This is a genomic window from Corynebacterium sp. NML 120412 (assembly GCF_002285155.1).
GTDB classification, from domain to species: domain Bacteria; phylum Actinomycetota; class Actinomycetes; order Mycobacteriales; family Mycobacteriaceae; genus Corynebacterium; species Corynebacterium gottingense.
On record NZ_NSGL01000001.1, the window covers coordinates 841,843 to 858,873 of the forward strand.

At 66.6% G+C, this 17,031-nt stretch carries 13 protein-coding genes and 1 tRNA gene; 10 read left to right on the forward strand and 4 right to left on the reverse strand.

Translation table 11 applies throughout. From position 1 onward, the window contains the following. Window positions 1-108: 108 nt before the first annotated feature. Window positions 109-801: a M23 family metallopeptidase gene (locus CKJ84_RS03845; protein ID WP_095277078.1), complete on the forward strand. Its 693-nt coding sequence runs from the start codon at window positions 109-111 to the stop codon at window positions 799-801. Here the strand turns inward: CKJ84_RS03845 and pcrA are convergent. Further along, on the reverse strand, window positions 798-3,134 hold the full coding sequence (pcrA, locus tag CKJ84_RS03850; protein ID WP_095545993.1) for a DNA helicase PcrA: 2,337 nt from the start codon (window positions 3,132-3,134) through the stop codon (window positions 798-800). The genes CKJ84_RS03845 and pcrA overlap by 4 nt on opposite strands. 101 nt (window positions 3,135-3,235) lie before the next feature. On the opposite strand from pcrA, the gene CKJ84_RS03855 reads away from it, so the two are divergent. From CKJ84_RS03855 to CKJ84_RS03870, 4 genes are all read left to right on the forward strand, one after another. Then, window positions 3,236-3,529: a chorismate mutase gene (locus CKJ84_RS03855; protein ID WP_095277083.1), complete on the forward strand. Its 294-nt coding sequence runs from the start codon at window positions 3,236-3,238 to the stop codon at window positions 3,527-3,529. A gap of 65 nt (window positions 3,530-3,594) precedes the next feature. After that, a complete protein-coding gene (gene pgi / locus CKJ84_RS03860) occupies window positions 3,595-5,232 on the forward strand; it encodes a glucose-6-phosphate isomerase (protein WP_095545994.1) in 1,638 nt (545 codons plus the stop codon). Window positions 5,233-5,238: 6 nt separating this feature from the next. Then, window positions 5,239-6,726 carry a glutamate-cysteine ligase family protein gene (locus CKJ84_RS03865; protein ID WP_095545995.1) on the forward strand — a complete coding sequence of 496 codons (1,488 nt, stop codon included), beginning with the start codon at window positions 5,239-5,241 and terminating at the stop codon, window positions 6,724-6,726. Window positions 6,727-6,775: 49 nt separating this feature from the next. After that, entirely contained in the window at window positions 6,776-7,408 is a 633-nt protein-coding gene (locus tag CKJ84_RS03870; protein WP_095277091.1) for a DedA family protein, read from the forward strand. Between the two features lie 4 nt (window positions 7,409-7,412). Here CKJ84_RS03870 and CKJ84_RS03875 read toward each other — a convergent pair whose 3' ends face one another. The 3 genes from CKJ84_RS03875 to CKJ84_RS03885 form a co-directional block, all read right to left on the reverse strand. Further along, window positions 7,413-8,222, reverse strand: coding sequence for a DNA-formamidopyrimidine glycosylase family protein (locus tag CKJ84_RS03875; RefSeq protein WP_095545996.1), 810 nt, complete (start codon window positions 8,220-8,222; stop codon window positions 7,413-7,415). 36 nt (window positions 8,223-8,258) lie between these two features. Then, on the reverse strand, window positions 8,259-9,527 hold the full coding sequence (locus CKJ84_RS03880; protein WP_233125475.1) for an ATP-binding protein: 1,269 nt from the start codon (window positions 9,525-9,527) through the stop codon (window positions 8,259-8,261). A gap of 84 nt (window positions 9,528-9,611) precedes the next feature. Then, a complete protein-coding gene (locus CKJ84_RS03885) occupies window positions 9,612-14,285 on the reverse strand; it encodes an ATP-dependent helicase (protein ID WP_095545997.1) in 4,674 nt (1,557 codons plus the stop codon). Window positions 14,286-14,329: 44 nt separating this feature from the next. Between CKJ84_RS03885 and CKJ84_RS03890 the strand changes: the two genes are divergently transcribed. The 5 genes from CKJ84_RS03890 (at window position 14,330) to CKJ84_RS03910 (ending at window position 16,782) form a co-directional block, all read left to right on the forward strand. Then, a complete protein-coding gene (locus CKJ84_RS03890; RefSeq protein WP_095535766.1) occupies window positions 14,330-15,106 on the forward strand; it encodes a 3'(2'),5'-bisphosphate nucleotidase CysQ in 777 nt (258 codons plus the stop codon). Further along, window positions 15,103-15,903, forward strand: coding sequence for a thymidylate synthase (locus CKJ84_RS03895; RefSeq protein WP_095545998.1), 801 nt, complete (start codon window positions 15,103-15,105; stop codon window positions 15,901-15,903). The genes CKJ84_RS03890 and CKJ84_RS03895 overlap by 4 nt, the downstream gene beginning before the upstream one ends. Continuing rightward, window positions 15,903-16,385 (forward strand): dihydrofolate reductase, encoded by a 483-nt coding sequence (locus CKJ84_RS03900; RefSeq protein WP_095537749.1) that lies wholly within the window; start codon window positions 15,903-15,905, stop codon window positions 16,383-16,385. Before CKJ84_RS03895 ends, CKJ84_RS03900 begins: the two co-directional genes overlap by 1 nt. Window position 16,386: 1 nt before the next feature. Further along, window positions 16,387-16,665, forward strand: a complete 279-nt coding sequence (locus tag CKJ84_RS03905) for a mycoredoxin (RefSeq protein WP_095277107.1) — start codon at window positions 16,387-16,389, stop codon at window positions 16,663-16,665. Between the two features lie 44 nt (window positions 16,666-16,709). After that, a tRNA-Arg gene (locus CKJ84_RS03910) sits at window positions 16,710-16,782 on the forward strand. Window positions 16,783-17,031: the final 249 nt, after the last annotated feature.

Below are 17,031 nucleotides of genomic sequence, written 5' to 3' on the forward strand. Positions count from 1 at the left end.
TGACACAACTTTTCGACAAAATTGCACGTCAGAGCGTTGCTCACGGGGTGCCGGCACGCTAAGTTTTAACGCGGTATACGCTCCCCTCAATGTAAAGGTTTGTCGCACATGCAACGTCGCCTGCTTGCCGCAGTCGCTGCCACGGCGCTTTCGCTCACCCTGCTGCCCGCCCCGGCATTCGCCGGCCCGGCCATCCAGATCAACGGCGCCCCGGTAGAAAACCAACAGGATGCGGTCAAGCACCTGGCCAAGGCCGCGGACACCATTTTGGAGTCCGGCGCCACCCTCACCGTCGGTGACTACAGCATTGTCTACGACCCACGCGCGCTCGGCCAAGAGATCAGCAGCCAGTTCACCCCCGACAACGGCGCAGGCGGAGTCACCATGCAGCGCGGCCGCACCGCGGACGGCCGCACCGTGGTCACGCCGGCCACCGGTACGTTCACCTCTGGCTTCGGCATGCGCTGGGGCACCATGCACCGCGGCATCGACATTGCCAACAGCCTGGGCAGCCCGATCTACGCCGTGATGGACGGCACCGTGATCAACGCCGGACCTGCGCAGGGCTTTGGCAACTGGGTCGTCATCCAGCACGACGGCGGCGAGGTGTCCGTGTACGGCCACATGTCGCAGTACAACGTGTCCGTTGGCCAGCGCGTCAAGGCTGGCGAGCAGATCGCTCAGATCGGCTCTGAGGGCCAGTCCACCGGCCCCCACCTCCACTTTGAGATCAAGCCCGACGGCGTGAACCAGGTCGACCCCGTCCCCTGGTTCGCCCAGCAGGGCATCCGGATCTCCTAAATCTTCTCCATCGGCAACCCGCCGATGAGCATGAGCCGGACGGTGCCGGAGGAGCCGAAGTCCACCGTCACGGTCTCACGCACTCCCGCGCCGTCCACGGACTGGACGGTGCCGAGCCCGTACTTGGCGTGGTTGACCCGGTCGCCCGGCGCGAGGTTGAGGTTCTTGTGCACCTTCACCCCGCCGGAACCGGCCCCGCGACCCGAGCGCCGGCCCGAACCCGAGCGCCGGCCACCGCCGAGGGGCGCGGGCGAGCCCCAGGTGCCGGACGCGCCGGTTCCGCTCGGCTCAGTCCTGCGCCAGTCGATGAGGTCCTCCGGGACTTCCGCGAGGAAGCGGCTGGCGGGATTGGTCACCGGGTTCCCCCACGAGGAGCGCAGCATCGCGCGCGTGAGGTACAGCCGCTGCTTGGCGCGGGTGATGCCCACGTACGCCAGGCGGCGCTCCTCGGCCAGTTCGTCCGGGTCCCCCAGCGCGCGCAGGTGCGGGAACTGCCCGTCCTCCCAGCCGGTGACAAAGACGGTGGGAAACTCCAGGCCCTTCGCGGTGTGCAGTGTCATCATGGTGACCACGCCCTGCTCGTTGTCCGGCAGCTGGTCCGCGTCCGCCACTAGAGAAACCTTTTCCAGGAACGCCTGCAGCGATCCCGGCGCGGGCTCGCCCTCCACCATCACGGCGTCGAGCTCCTCGTCCGACATGTAGGCGACCTGGTTGGCCGCCTCGGAGGAGAATTCGCGCGCGACGGAGACGAGCTCGTTGAGGTTGTCCAGGCGAGCCGCGTCCTGGGGGTCGTTCGACGCCTCCAGTTCCGCCTTGTACCCGGTCGCGTCCAGGATGCGGGAGACGAGCTGGCCTAGGTCCGGCATGCCCGTGACCTCGTTGCGCAGCTCCGGCATCTCCTTGCGCAGTCCGTCCATAAGCTCTACGAACCCGCTGATCGCGTTCTTGGCGCGAGCTTTGATCATGTCGACGTTCCCCGACGCGGCGTCGATAAGCGCCTGCCCAAAGCTCACCCCCTGGTTCTCCGCGTGGAGTGCCACCATGGCCTGGGCCTTGTCGCCGATCGCGCGCTTGGGCACGTTGACGATGCGGCGCAGGCTGACCGTGTCATCGGGGTTGTCCAGAACTTTCATGTAGGCGACGATGTCGCGGATCTCGCGGCGCTCGTAGAAGCGCGTGCCGCCGACCACCTTGTACGGGATGCCGGAGCGGATGAAGATGTCCTCGAGCGCGCGCGAGGCATTGTTGGTGCGGTACATGACCGCCATGTCGGAGTACGGGACGCCGGAGTCTGACAGCTGGTCGATCTCCGAGGCGATAAAGCGGGCCTCGTCGTGCTCGTTGTCCGCGACGTAGCCGACGATCTTCTCGCCCGCGCCGTGGTCGGTCCACAGCTTCTTCGGCCGGCGCCCCTCGTTCTGCGCGATCACCGAGTTGGCCGCGTTCAAAATGTTCTGGGTGGAGCGGTAGTTCTGCTCCAACAGGATGGTGCGCGCGTTGGGGTAGTCGCGCTCGAACTCCTCGATGTTGCGGATCGTGGCACCGCGGAACGCGTAGATCGACTGGTCCGAGTCGCCCACCACCGCGAGCTCCGGGGCGTCCGCACCCGTGCCGACGAGCGTGTGGATGAGCTCGTACTGCGCGTGGTTCGTGTCCTGGTACTCGTCCACCAGCACGTGGCGGAAGCGGCGGCGGTAGTACTCCGTGACCTGCGGGTGCTCCTTGAGCATGCGCACGACCTCCCCCACCAGGTCGTCAAAGTCCAGGGCGTTGGACTGGCGCAGGCGGCGCTGGTACTCCGCAAAGACCTTGGCCACGGTGGTCTCGAACGGGTTGTGGGTGCGCTCCGCGTCCGCTAACGCGGTGTCCGGGTCCACGAGCTCGTTCTTGAGATTGGAGATGCCGTTGGCCAGGGTGCGCGCGGAGAACTTCTTCAGGTCCAGGTTGAAGTCCTTGGCAATCATGGACAGCAAGCGGCGGGAATCGTCCGAGTCGTAGATGGTGAAGTTGGTGTTCAGCCCCGGCACGAGCTGCGCCTGCTGGCGCAGGATGCGCACGCAGACCGAGTGGAACGTGGCCACCCACATGCGCTCCGACTCCGGGCCGACCAACTGGGCGACGCGCTCCTTCATTTCCGCGGCCGCCTTATTAGTAAAGGTGATGGCGAGCACCTGCCACGGCGCGACCCCGCGCTGCTGCAACAGGTAAGCAATGCGGCGGGTCAGCACGGCGGTCTTGCCGGAGCCTGCGCCGGCGACGATGAGCAGCGGCGAGCCCTCGTGCTGCACAGCCGCCTGCTGTTGCGGATTGAGTCCCAGGGTCAGATCAGTCATGCGGTTCAGAGTACCCACCGCCCCAACATCGCTCCGAGCCCGTTCGAACACCCTGGATAAAACGGTCCATATCCGCAGGTGCCGTGGCATAATGTCCTGCCATGAGCGATTTTGACATCCGCATGCCCTCTGGCACCGATGACCCGCTGTCGGACGCGGAGATTCAGCAGTACCGCAAGGAGATTGACCGGCTGGACCGGGTGATCCTGGACGCGGTGAAGCGCCGCTCCGAGGTCTCCCGCGCCATCGGCAAGACGCGGATGGGATCCGGCGGCACGAAGCTCGTGCACACCCGCGAGGTGGCAATCATTAACCAGTTCCGCGACGAGCTGGGCGAGGAAGGCCCAACCCTGGCCAACATTCTGCTGCGCCTGGGCCGCGGGAAGCTGGGCTAGGCACTCGCCCCGCGCTTTTTGGCTACCGTGGGGTGAGAACGATTCGCACTTCCTTGGGAGGAATAATGACCGACATCACGTCCACGTCTGCCTGGAAAAACCTGGAAAAGCTGCACGCCGAGAAGTCGCAGACCACGCTGCGCGACCTCTTCGCCGCGGACAGCAACCGCGCGACCAACCTCACCTTCGAGGCGGCAGGCCTGCACGTGGACATGTCGAAGCAGCTTATCGACGCCTCCGTGCTCGACGCCCTGACCGCCCTCGCGGAGGAAGCGGGCCTGCAGGACAAGATCGGGCAGATGTTTGACGGCGCCCGCATCAACAACACCGAGGACCGCGCCGTGCTCCACACCGCGCTGCGCCTGCCGGCCGAGGCGGACCTGGAGGTCGACGGCCAGGACGTCGCCGCCGACGTCCACGAGGTCCTCGGCCGCATGCGCGACTTCGCCTCCGCCCTGCGCTCCGGCGAGTGGCTCGGCCACACCGGCCACACCATCAAGAAGGTCGTGAACATTGGCATCGGCGGCTCGGACCTGGGTCCCGCGATGGCGACCAAGGCGCTGCGCGCCTACGCCACTGCAGGCATCACCGCGGAGTTCGTGTCCAACGTCGACCCGGCAGACATGGCCGCGGTGCTGGACCGCTGCAACGCGGAGGAGACCCTGTTCATCATCGCCTCCAAGACGTTCACCACGCAGGAGACGCTGACCAACGCGCACGCGGCGAAGCGCTGGCTGCTCGAGCAGTTCGATGGAGACGAGTCCGCGATTGCCAAGCACTTCGTCGCCGTATCCACGAACAAGGAGAAGGTCGCTGAATTTGGCATCGACACGACCAACATGTTCGGCTTCTGGGACTGGGTTGGCGGCCGCTACTCGGTCGACTCCGCAATCGGCCTGAGCCTCATGGCCGTGATCGGCCCGATGGACTTCATGCGCCTGCTCGAGGGCTTCCACGCCATGGACGAGCACTTCCGCACCACCGAGCTGTCCAAGAACGTCCCGGCGCTGATGGGCCTGCTCAACGTCTGGTACCGCAACTTCTACGACGTCCAGACCCACGCCGTGCTCCCCTACTCCGAGGACCTCTCCCGTTTCCCGGCGTACCTGCAGCAGCTGACCATGGAGTCCAACGGCAAGTCGGTCCGCCACGACGGCTCCCCGGTTACTTACAACACCGGCGAGATCTTCTGGGGCGAGCCGGGCACCAACGGCCAGCACGCCTTCTTCCAGCTCCTGCACCAGGGCACCACAATGGTGCCCGCGGACTTTATCGGTTTTGCCACGCCGAAGGAGGACTTCCCCACCGCCGACGGCACCGGCTCCATGCACGACCTGCTGATGGGCAACTTCTTCGCCCAGACCAAGGTGCTCGCGTTTGGCAAGGACCAGCAGACCATCGAGGCGGAGGGCGTGAGCAACGAGCTGGCCCCGCACAAGGTCATGCCGGGCAACCGCCCCACCACCACGATCCTGGCCGAGGAGCTCAGCCCGTTTGCCCTGGGCGCGCTCATCGCGCTCTACGAGCACATCGTGTTCACCGAGGGCGTCATCTGGGACATCAACTCCTTCGACCAGTGGGGCGTTGAGCTGGGCAAGCAGCAGGCCAACGACCTCGCAGCCGCCGTCGCGGGCAAGGAGGCACCGAACACCGGCGATGCCTCCACCGATGCACTGATTTCCTGGTACCGCAGCAAGAAGTAGGCACCCATGGGCGAGCAAATCTCCGCAGATTCCTACACCCCGCGCCAGCGCTCTGTGTACCGGAGGCGCCTGGAGGACGAGCTCGAGCTCTTCGACCGCCACCTGCAGGAGGCGGAGTTTGTCAGCCACGGCACGATCGGGCTGGAGCTGGAGCTCAACCTGGTGGACGCGGAGATGCGCCCGCACGCCAACAACCAGGCCGTGCTCGAGCGCCTCGGCGACGAGTTCCAGTCTGAAATCGGCGCCTACAACGTCGAGCTCAACCACCCGCCGCTGTCCATTGCGGGCGACGGCCTGACCAAGCTCGAGGAGGGGCTCAGCCGGCGCCTCAAAGAGGTGTCCGAGGCCGCGGAGGCCGCCGGCTCCACCGTCGCGATGATCGGCACCCTGCCCACCATGACCTCGAAGTTCCTCAAAAACCCGGCGTGGATGACGCCGGAAAACCGCTACGCGGGGCTGAACAACTCCATCATGGATACCCGCGGTGAGCTCGTCCACCTCAACCTGTGGCGCGAGGAGCGCTACCGCCACAACTTCGAGGACATCGCCACCGAGTCCACCTGCACCTCCATCCAGCTCCACCTGCAGGTTTCCCCCGCACGCTTTGCCAACGCGTGGAACGCGTCGCAGGCGATCGCGGGCGTGCAGGCCGCGCTGTCCGCGAACTCCCCGCTCTTTATGGGGCACCGGGTCTGGCACGAATCGCGCATCCCCGTGTTCCAGCAGTCCATCGATACGCGCACCCAGGAGCTGATTAACCAGGGCGTGCGCCCGCGTGTCTGGTTCGGCGAGCGCTGGATCACCAGCGTCTTCGACCTCTTCGAGGAGAACGTCCGGTACTTCTCCCCGCTGCTCCCGGAGGGCCGCATGCAGGCCGGCGCCCCGTTTATGAAGGGCGACAGCCCCGGACTGCACTACCTCAACCTGCACAACGGCACGATCTGGCGCTGGAACCGCGCCATCTACGACCCGAACACGGAGCTCTCCCACATCCGCGTGGAAAACCGCCTCCTGCCCGCAGGCCCCACTGTCAAGGACATCATCGCGGACGCCGCCTTCTACTACGGCATGGTCAAGGCGCTCAGCGAGCAGACCCGCCCCGTCTGGTCGCGCCTCAGCTTCGAGGACGCCGAGCGCAACTTCCACGAGGGCGCGCGCCACGGGCTCACCGCGCAGTTGACCTGGCCGACGCTGGGCAGTATTGACGTCACGGAGCTCGTCGCAAAGCACCTGCTGCCCCTCGCCCAGGAGGGCTTGGAGCTTCTCGACGTCGCGCCCCACCTCGCCGACGAATACCTCGGCATCATCGAGGGCCGAGCCCGCACGCGCCAAAACGGGGCGATGTGGCAGCTCAACGCGCTCAACTCCATCGCCCCGCAGTCGCGGCCGGCCACCAAGGAGCGCGGCGACGCGCTCGCCCGCGTGCTCAGGCAATACGTAGCAAACCAGCAGTCCGGCGCGCCTGTGCACACTTGGTCCCTGGAGGTCTCGTAGGGCACAATAAGCGTTTAGCTTCGGCCCAAATGGAATACAAGGAGTAGCCGTGCAAGGAATCATCGACTGGATCATCCACCTCATGGAGATCCTCGGCGGCCCGGGCGTTGGCATCGCCATCCTGCTAGAAAACCTCTTCCCGCCAATCCCATCTGAGGTGGTCCTCCCGCTCGGCGGCTTCACCGTGGCGCAGGGCTCCCTGTCCTTCGCCTCCGTGCTCATCTGGTCCATCGTCGGCTCCGTCGTCGGCGCGTACCTCCTCTACGGCATCGGCGCCTGGCTGGGTGCCGCCCGCCTGCGCAAGATCGCGGACTGGATGTGGCTGGTCAAAGCCTCCGACGTGGATGCGTCGCTGAAATTCTTTGACAAGTACGGCAGGACCTCCGTATTCATCGGCCGCCTCATCCCGGGCATCCGTTCCCTGATCTCCATCCCCGCCGGCCTGGACCGCATGAGCCTGCTCACGTTTGGTATCTGGACCACGCTCGGCTCCGCGATCTGGAACACCATCCTGGTCTCCCTCGGCTACGCGCTCGGCGACCGGTGGGAGGAGGTCACCGGGTACGTCGATGCGTATTCCAAGGTCATCTACGTCATTCTCATCCTGATCATCGTCGGCTTCCTCGCCTTCTTCATCCGCCGCGCCATGAAGGAGCGCAAGGAAGGCGCCCCCGCCCAGTAGCGGCTCACGGCGCGGGCTGGCACCGCGGGCACCACCAGATCACGCGCTCCAGGTCACCCTCGCCCCCGAGAAACCCCTTGGTAATGAGCGTGCCGCAGCGCCTGCACGGTTTCCGGTTCCGCCCAAACACGTAGCTCGTCTCGCCCGCACGCCTGATCCCGGTGGTCACGCGCACGGGCGAGTCTTTGTTTGCCCACATCAGCCGGCGCGCAAGGGCCACATGCTTTGCGACGTCCACGTCCCCCACCTTCAACGCCGGGTGGGTCCCCGCCAGAAAGTTGATCTCGGCGCGGTACTCGTTGCCGATCCCGGCGAGGTTGCGCTGATCCAACAGCGCCCACCCGATCTCCATGTCCGGGTCCGCCTCGATGCGGCGGATCGCCTCGGCGGCGTCGAAGTCATCGGCAAGCAGGTCCGGGCCCAAATACCCCATCTCCTGGGGGTACTCGCGGGCCGGGAAGACCCGGACGAGTCCGAGCCAAAACCCGACGAGCTCGATGTCGGGGGCGGGGGCGTCGGCAAGCGAGAGCACGACGCGGGCGGCGTGGCCGGGCTTGCGCCACCGCTGGCCCGCCCGGTGGAAGGCCCAGGTGCCCTCCATCTTCAGGTGGGTGTGCAGGATCTGCGCCGCGTGGTCGGGCGCGCCGAATTGCATAAACAGGTGCTTGCCGTAGGGCCACACGCGCTCGCAGGTCATGCCGGTGAAGTCGACCGTGGCGTAGCGGGGCACGCGCAGGCTCGTGCGGGTGACCTCCCGGCCGGTCATCCACTGCAAACGTTTGGACAGCTGGTAGACGGAATCCCCTTCAGGCATGGTGCGATTCTAGGCCCCGGGGGCGCTAGTCGCGGGTTAGGGACGGAGTTGGTGCAGCGGGAAGGTGACAATCCCGTCGTCGAGCGGGGCTGTGATGCCTGTACCCGTGATCACCGCGCTAAACGTTGGAGGTCCGGATTCGTGATCTATCGAGGCGATCGCCTTTTTCAGCGAGGCCACGCCTCGCTCAACCCCACTGAACCCAGTTTTCACTTCGACAGCACCCCAGCGCCCATCAGGCAGTGTGAGCACCGCATCGATCTCGTTGCCGTTTGAGTCCCGGTAGTGGTAGATGGAACCTCCCATTGCTTCGATCATGACTGCGAGGTCGTGGATCACGGCCGATTCGAAGAGAAGGCCCACTGTCTCAGGATCCGCGGTCAATGAGGCGGATGTTGCTCCGAGTGCCGCAATGGCTAGCCCGGGATCGGCCAGATGATACTTGGGCGAGACACGCAACCTCGCTTTCGAGCGGAGCCGCGGGGCCCATGCGGAGACCGCCTCCACAACAAAGATCCGCTGCAGACTGTCGAGGAGTTTCGTCACCGTCGGTAGCGAGATTCCTGGACTTACCGTATCCAAATCCTTTCGCAGTGTGGAGACGGAAACTTCCCCAGAAACGGACCTTGCGATTGCCGCAATCAGCCGCTCTGTAGCAAGTGGAGTGACGCGCAAGTCCGCCACGCGGTGCATGTCCGAACGCGCCGCCTCCGACAGGTATCCGTGTAACTGGGCCAACACGATCTGCTCATTTCCGGTCTGGAATCCCGGAAACCCCGGAGTGAGCAGATTTTGGATGACGTGGGTGTAGGAAATCTGACCAGCGTCGGGGGTGACCGGCTCCCCCTGTAGGAGTCCAGCCAGCGATACAACGGGGGCGTAATCTGCCTTCTCACACAGCGTGAGTGTGCGTTGCCGAAGCCGAAGAAATCGAGCCGCACCGGTATGTCGAGTAATGCTATCCGCAGGAACCGCTGAACCGGCTAAAATAAATTGTCCAGGCGCTGCTGCTAGGTCCACTTCTCGTCGGGCGAGATTAAACAGGTCGGGGGCAGCTTGCCACTCATCGAGGAGCCGCGGTCGAGGACCGTCTATCACCGCGGCCGGCGCGAGTTTCGCAATGTGGTTTGTCGCCGGGTCATCGATAAGCGCATACGACGCACAGTGGTGGAGCCCTGTCATCGTCTTCCCGCACCCGCGAGGTCCTTCAATAATCACTGCACCGCTCGCCTCGAGCAGAAACTCAAGCCGCTTATCGACGATTCTCGGGCGGTATCGACGGCCAGCCAGCTGTTGTGTATCCAAAACTCCCCCTGTTTTACATATTGCAGGATTTATACTTTATGTTTTGCAGACATCGTACTTGATGTTTTGCAGATTTTTGGCGCGCTAATCGTCGAAGCTGAGCCCCTCGGCGGGCCCGCGCGCCTCGTCCATCTCCCCCAGCGCCTCGGCCACGCTCCTGCCCCGCCGCTTCGGCGGCGCCGCAGCTTTCGCGCCAATCTTCACGCCCTTGTGCGTCACCCGCGCCCCGTAGTCGCGCAGGCCAAACGCTGGGCCACCATTGAGCTTCTCGACGCCCACGGGCTGCATCCGCCCGGCGCGCACCGCCTCATCCAACGCACCGATGACCAGCGGGAGCGGGTCGCCCACTCCCTCCGGGAAGCCGTCGAAGAATGTGGTCATGGTTTTGCCGCCGCGGGTGATGTGGGCGGCGAGGAGGCCGTCGATAAGCACGACGATGGCCCCTGCCGCCCTGGTCGGGCCCTGCACGGGCCACGGCAGGGCGGCGCCGTAGGGGTTGGCGGGGTCGGTGGCGGCGAGCACGTGGACGTGAGGCTCGCGGGTGCCGGACGGCCAGCCGATGATGTCGTCGGAGTCCGCGTGCCCGCGTAGCCGGTCGATGGTGGCCGGGGTGGAAAACTGCGCCGCGCCGAGGCCCTCGATGAGGTAGCCGCGCATCGCCTTGCCGGAGGATTCGAAGCCGGACAGCGTCTTGTAGGCCAGCGCGAAGCCGCCGAGGATGTCCTCGGCCACGACGGAGCCACGGGTGACCACGCCGTAGCGGTCGAGCAGGCTCTCCCCCAGCGCGACAGAGCGTCGCGTGGCGTCGGTGTCCGCGCGCGGCGTGGCGGCCCAGCGACCCACCATGTCCGGCGGCGTGGTGTTGGCGAAGGTGGTTCGCCCGGAGCGGATGCGGCTGCGCTGCGGGCGACGCCGCGTGCGGTGCGCCGACTTGCCCTTGCCGCCGGCGAGTCGGGCGCGGATGGGCGCGAAGGAATCCGGGGAGACGCAGCCGGCCTCGACGAGGTCCCACATGGCCTCGCGCAGCTCCTCGGCAGTCGTGGTGCGCTCGGTGACGGGGCCTAGCAGGTCCGCGAACAGGTAGCCGCCGCCTCCGCGAATGCGCTCCATCACCTGCGTCTGCGTGAGGCTGAGTTGTGGTTCATCCACCTGCGGCATGAGCTGCTCGGCGTAGTCGGCGGGCAGCAGCATGATCCACGGGTCGCGCGCGCCGGCCTTGCCCGCGCCGACGATGAGGATTTCGCCGCCCGCGGTGAGCTCGTCGAGCATTACCGGCGAGTAGTCGCCCACGCGCGAGGGCAGAATGTGCGACTCCCACGCGCTGGCAGGCAGGCGTACTCCGGCTAGTTGCTCGAGCACGGTGAACACGCCGTCCGCGCCGCGGAGTGCCGGACGCACGCCTGCTGGGGCCACGTTGTGCCAGGCGGGAAGGAAGCGCCCGTACGCGGACTGCGTGACCGGCTGCGTCTGCGCCCGGGCCACCGCCAGCGAGCGCGAACGGATGATGCGCAAGACTTCGGCGGCGACGTACTCTTCCTCGTCCACGCCCTGGCGGTAGCGCCCCGGGATCACCTTGTCCTGGTCCACCAGACGGGTCAGCGGCTCGTGCGCCGCGCCCACGGCCAGCCCGAAGGCGTCGGCCAGGTCGCGCAGGGTGAACGGGCCACGGGTGCGCACCCAGCGCCCGACCAGCTGCTGCAGCGCGTCCGGGATGGTGGCTACCTGTGCGGCAACCCCGGGCGGGACGGGGATGCCCAGGCCGTCGCGAAGCAGCGGGGCGTCAAGCGTTTGCGCGATGTGCTCGCGCCCGCCGATGCGCACCCGCATCACCCGGCCGTGCAGGCTCTCCTCCAGCGTGGTCAGGGGGACGTCGGTGTAGTCAGCGAGCGCGTCCACGGCGACTGGCCCCACCATCCGCAGGGTGTCGGCGAACTGCTCGCTGGTTTTCGCGCGGCCCAGGCGGCGGAGTTTCGCGTCGGTTTCGGCGATCACGTCGGCGTCGAGAAGCTCCCGCAGCTCCACGGTGCCCAAGAGCTTGGCCAGCAACGACGGGTCGAGCGAGAGGGCGGCGGCGCGCTTTTCGGCGAGCGGGGTGTCGCCCTCGTACATGAAGGCGCCGGTGTAGTTAAACAGCAGCGACGAGGCGAACGGGCTCGGCTGGTCCGTGGTCACCTCCGCGATGCGGATGCGGCGGGTGGACAGCTCGCGCACGACTTCCTGGAGCGCGGGCAGGTCGTAGACGTCCTGGAGGCACTCGCGGACCGTCTCCAAGATGATGGGGAACGACGGGTAGTTGCGCGCGACGTCGAGCAGCTGCTCCGCGCGCTGGCGCTGCTGCCACAGTGGCGCGCGCTTGCCCGGGTTGCGGCGCGGCAGGAGCAGGGCGCGGGCGGCGCACTCGCGGAAGCGGGCCGCGAACAGGGCGGAGTTGCCCACCTGCTCGGTGACGATGTCGGCGATCTCGTCGGCGTCGAATTGGAAGAGCGACCCGTCCGGCTCCTTCTCCCCCTGCGGCAGGCGCAGGACGATGCCGTCGTCGCCCGCGACGGCTTGGGCGTCCATGCCGGTCTCCTGGGCGACGCGCCAGCCGGTGGCCAGCGCCCATGCTGCGTTGACGCCCTTGCCAAAGGGGGTGTGCAGGACCACGCGCCAATCGCCCAGCTCGTCGGTGAAGCGCTCGAGCACCAGCGTCTGCTCGTCCGGCAGCACGCCCGTGGCCTCCTCCTGTTCCTGCAGGTAGGCGACGAGGTTGGTGCGGGCGAACTCGTCGAGCGCCGGGTCGATCCCCTCGCCCGAGCGCGCCTGGCGGCGGAACTCGCCGAGCGCCTTGCCCAGCTCGTATGGGCGGCCCAGGCCGTCGCCGTTCCAGAACGGGAGCCGGCCCGTGTGGCCGGGCGCGGGCGTGACCTGCACCTGGTCGCGGGTGATGTTCTCGATGCGCCAGCTCGACGCGCCGAGGGTAAACACGTCGCCCACGCGAGACTCGTAGACCATCTCCTCGTCCAGCTCGCCGACGCGGCGGGGTGCTTTGTCGTCGGCACCGAGCAAGAACACGCCGAACATGCCGCGGTCCGGGATCGTGCCCGCGTTCGTCACCGCCACGCGCTGCGCGCCCGGCCGGGCTTTCAGCATCGTGCCCTCCAGAATGGCGCGGGGCCGAAGCTCCGCGAAGTCGGTCGACGGGTAGACCCCAGTGACCAGGTCGATCACGGAGTCGAAAACTTCGCGCGCCAGGTCCCGGTAGGGCCAGGCGCGGCGCACAGTGTCGAACCACTCGTCTACGTCAAGGTCCTCGAACGCGACCGCGGCGACCGTCTGCTGCGCGAGCACGTCCAGCGGGCTGCGCGGGGTGTGCAGCTCCTCGATCGCGCCCGCGCGCATCCGCGGCACCGTCACCGCAGTTTGCACCAGGTCGGAGCGGTGCTTGGGGTAGAAGCTGCCCTGCGAGACCGCGCCCACGGTGTGCCCGGCGCGGCCGACACGCTGCAACCCAGAGGCCACTGACGGCGCCGATTCGACCTGGATCACCAGGTCCACCGCGCCCATGTCGATGCCCAGCTCAAGCGACGAGGTGGAAATCACCGCGCGCAGCGCACCCTCCTTGAGCATCGTCTCGGTCTGCAGCCGCTCGTCCTTGGACACGCTGCCGTGGTGGGCGCGCGCGATGACCTGCTCCGCGTGGCCCGCCGTGTCCACCGACTTCATCAGCTGCGCAGGCGGACGCCGGGTCTGCGGCGAGAGCGCGTCCGGGTCGTGCTCCTTCGCCCACAGCTCGTTGAGCTGGCTGGTCAGCCTTTCTGCGGTGCGCCGGGAGTTGACGAAGACGATGGTCGAGCGGTGCGCCATCACCTCGTCGTACACGGCGCGCTCGATGTGTGGCCAGATGGATTTCGCGGCGCCCGGTGGTGGGGGCTCGGTGGCGTCGTCAAGCAAAAGCTTTTCGACGTCACCCTCAATCACGGCCTCCCCAATCGTGGAAGCATCCTCCGGCACCGGCAGGTCCGACATGTCCTCAACGGGGACGTGAACGTCCAGCTGCCAGCGCTTCTCCGCGGGCGGATTGATGATGGTGGTCTTGTCGCCCAGGAAGTTCGCCACCGCCTCCAGCGGGCGCACCGTGGCGGACAGGCCGATGCGCTGGAAGTTCCCCGCGAGGCGGCGCAGGCGCTCGAGCGAGAGCGTGAGGTGCACGCCGCGCTTCGTGCCGGCCAGCGCGTGGATCTCGTCCATAATTACGGTGTCGACCGTTTTCAGGATGCCCGCCGCCTTGGACGTGAGCATGAGGTACAGCGACTCCGGCGTGGTGATCAAGATGTCCGGCGGCTTCCGGAGCTGGCGGTTGCGCTCCGCCTGCGGCGTATCGCCCGAGCGCACGCCCACGGAGATGTCCGGCATATCGCGCCCCATCCGCTGCGCGACGCGCGCGATCCCGCCGAGTGGCGCGCGCAGGTTGTTTTCCACGTCCACGCCCAACGCTTTCAAGGGGGAGATGTAGAGGACGCGGACACCACCGTGGGTGGAGGACTGCGCGCCGTCGATAGGCAGGGCCTGCTGGCCCGCGCGCTCAACCAGCGAGTTGAGCGACCAGAGGAAGGCCGCGAGCGTCTTGCCCGAGCCGGTGGGGGCGACCACCAGGGCGTTCTCGCCGTCGGCAATCGCTCCCCACGCACCCGCCTGCACCGGGGTCGGCTCCGCGAACACCTCGCTAAACCAGGTGGCCACCTGGGGGTGGAAGCGGTTGAGGATCTCCGTGCTCATGGCTGCAAGGATAATGGGCCGCCAACTGCGGTAGTGTTTGAACTATGACTGCGCAGTATTCAGACTCCCGGCTGACCAACCTGATTGCCCAAGGCACCGGCGAGATCCTCAAGGGGATCCGCGGCGTCGGCTTGCTGCGAGGGCGCGAACTCGGTGAGGCGGGCGATGACCTGGCCCAGAACTGGATCGCCCGCGTGCTGGAGCAGCACCGCCCCGGCGACGGATTCCTCTCCGAGGAGGCGGCGGATGACCAGACCCGCCTGAGCAATAAGCGCGTGTGGATCGTGGACCCGCTCGACGGCACCAAGGAGTTCGCCACCGGCCGCCAGGACTGGGCTGTGCACATCGCGCTCGTGGAAGACGGCGTGCCCACCCACGCCGCGGTCGGCCTGCCGGACCTGGGCGTGGTGTTCAAGTCCTCGGACGTGCGCCACGTCGCCGGCCCCTTTGCCAAGAAGATTGCGATCTCCCGCAACCGCCCGCCGGCCGTGGCGGAGGCAGTGGCGGACGCGCTCGGGTTTGAAACTGCGAAGGTGGGCTCCGCAGGCGCGAAAGCGATGCACGTCCTGCTTGGTGATTATGACGCCTACGTCCACGCCGGCGGGCAGTACGAGTGGGACCAGGCCGCGCCGGTGGGCGTGTCCCTGGCCGCGGGCCTGCACTGCTCCCGCCTCGACGGCTCCCCGCTGCGCTTTAACAACAAGGACACCTACGTGCCCGACGTGCTCATCTGCCGCCCGGAGATCGCGGACGACATCCTCGCCGCCTGCGCGAAGTACCACGACGAGCACGGCAGCTACGAGGGGGTCGCAACGAAGTGACGGTCCCCACCCCGTACGAGGACCTGCTGCGCGAGATCTCCGAACACGGCAAGGCGAAGGGTGACCGCACCGGCACCGGCACGGTGAGCTTGTTCGGCCGCCAGCTGCGCTACGACTTGGCCGACTCCTTTCCGCTGCTGACCACGAAGAAGGTCTTCTTCAAGGGGGTCGTCGGCGAGCTGCTCTGGTTCCTGCGCGGCGAGTCCAACATCGCCTGGCTCAAAGACAACGGCATCCGCATCTGGAACGAGTGGGCCGACGAGGACGGCGAGCTCGGCCCGGTCTACGGCGTGCAGTGGCGCTCCTGGCCCACACCCGACGGGACACACGTGGACCAGATCGCGGAGGCGCTGCGGACGCTGAAAGAGAACCCGGATTCGCGCCGCAACATCGTCTCCGCCTGGAACGTCGCCGAGCTGGACAAGATGGCGCTACTGCCCTGCCACCTGCTCTTCCAGCTTTACGTGGTGGACGGGACGCTGAGCATGCAAGTCTACCAGCGCTCGGCCGACATGTTCCTCGGCGTGCCCTTCAACATCGCCTCCTACGCGCTGCTCACGCACATGTTCGCCCAGCAGGCAGATCTCAAGGTTGGCGAGCTCATCTGGACCGGCGGCGACTGCCACATCTACAACGACCACGTCGAGCAGGTGCGCGAGCAGCTCTCCCGCGAGCCGCGCCCGTACCCGCAGCTCAAGCTGCGCAAGGCGGAGTCGCTCTTTGACTACGGCTTCGACGACATCGAGGTGGAGGGCTACGACCCGCACCCGACGATCAAGGCGCAGGTGTCCGTCTAGTGCTGGGCGCAATCTGGGCCCAGTCCCTCGACGGCGTCATCGGCGACGGGGCTGGCATGCCGTGGGATGTGCCGGAGGATCTCAAGTTCTTCAAAGAGGTCACCATGGGCCACCCGGTCATCATGGGGCGCAAGACATGGGAGTCGTTGCCGAAGAAACCGCTGCCAGGCCGCCCAAACCATGTGCTTAGCTCGCGCGAAGCGGGCGCGTGGTCGGACGGGGCGTTCGTGTCTCCCGATCTTCCCGACCTGAAGACGGACGCGTGGATCATCGGTGGTGGCCAGATCTACGAAGCCACGCTCGACGAGGTCGACGTCGTCGAGCTCACGCTTATCGACGCCCGCGTGGCCGATTCCCTCCCCCACCCGGTCTATGCACCCCGCCTCGGCGCCGAATTTGCGCTCGTGCGCGACGGCGAGTGGAATATTTCCCGAACTGGCACCCGCTTTAAGCACCAACGATTTGAAAGGACCGACTCGTAGCATGACTGCGACCCCCGAAACCAACGCTCACGTGACCGTCTTCGCCACCAGCTGGTGCCCGTTCTGCGCGAAGCTGCGCCAGAACCTGGACCGCACCGAGACGCCCTACGACGTGGTAGACGTCGAGGCCGCCGGCAACGAGGACGCGGCCGCATGGGTGGAGTCCGTCAACGACGGCAACCGCGTCGTGCCGACCGTGCTCTACTCCGACGGCACCCACGCGACGAACCCGCCCGCATCCGCCGTGCGCGAGAAGCAGGCCGAGCTCGCCGGTGCGTAGCTGATTTTCTGTGCCGCGCGCGGGTGCGGTACGCTCGCACCAATGCCCTAGTAGCTCAGTGGATAGAGCACGGCTCTCCTAAAGCCGGTGTCGGAGGTTCGATTCCTCTCTGGGGCGCTTGTGTCCTCAGTCGCGACATAGTTGACAACTCAGTCGCGACATGGTGGACAAACCGGTGCCTCGGTTTTTATTTTTCCGAGGCACCGGTTTTGTGTTTTAGGTCAGTGGGGGTTGGCCTTTTCGCCAGTATGGTTTTTGGTAGTTGCGGGAAGTGTCGATGTAGTGCTCGGCGATGATTTCGCCGGTCTCTTTTAACCCCCCTCACGTTGTACAAAGCCCTAGGTGTACTGACCTCAGGGCTACAAG

Bases quoted from the DNA above. Each gene is read 5' to 3' on its own strand.
- pcrA (WP_095545993.1), bottom strand. From the start codon at position 3,134: ATGACTGATCTGACCCTGGGACTCAATCCGCAACAGCAGGCGGCTGTG.
- CKJ84_RS03865 (WP_095545995.1), top strand. From the start codon at position 5,239: ATGGGCGAGCAAATCTCCGCAGATTCCTACACCCCGCGCCAGCGCTCT.
- CKJ84_RS03905 (WP_095277107.1), top strand. From the start codon at position 16,387: ATGACTGCGACCCCCGAAACCAACGCTCACGTGACCGTCTTCGCCACC.
- CKJ84_RS03855 (WP_095277083.1), top strand. From the start codon at position 3,236: ATGAGCGATTTTGACATCCGCATGCCCTCTGGCACCGATGACCCGCTG.
- CKJ84_RS03845 (WP_095277078.1), top strand. From the start codon at position 109: ATGCAACGTCGCCTGCTTGCCGCAGTCGCTGCCACGGCGCTTTCGCTC.
- CKJ84_RS03875 (WP_095545996.1), bottom strand. From the start codon at position 8,222: ATGCCTGAAGGGGATTCCGTCTACCAGCTGTCCAAACGTTTGCAGTGG.
- CKJ84_RS03890 (WP_095535766.1), top strand. From the start codon at position 14,330: ATGACTGCGCAGTATTCAGACTCCCGGCTGACCAACCTGATTGCCCAA.
- CKJ84_RS03885 (WP_095545997.1), bottom strand. From the start codon at position 14,285: ATGAGCACGGAGATCCTCAACCGCTTCCACCCCCAGGTGGCCACCTGG.
- pgi (WP_095545994.1), top strand. From the start codon at position 3,595: ATGACCGACATCACGTCCACGTCTGCCTGGAAAAACCTGGAAAAGCTG.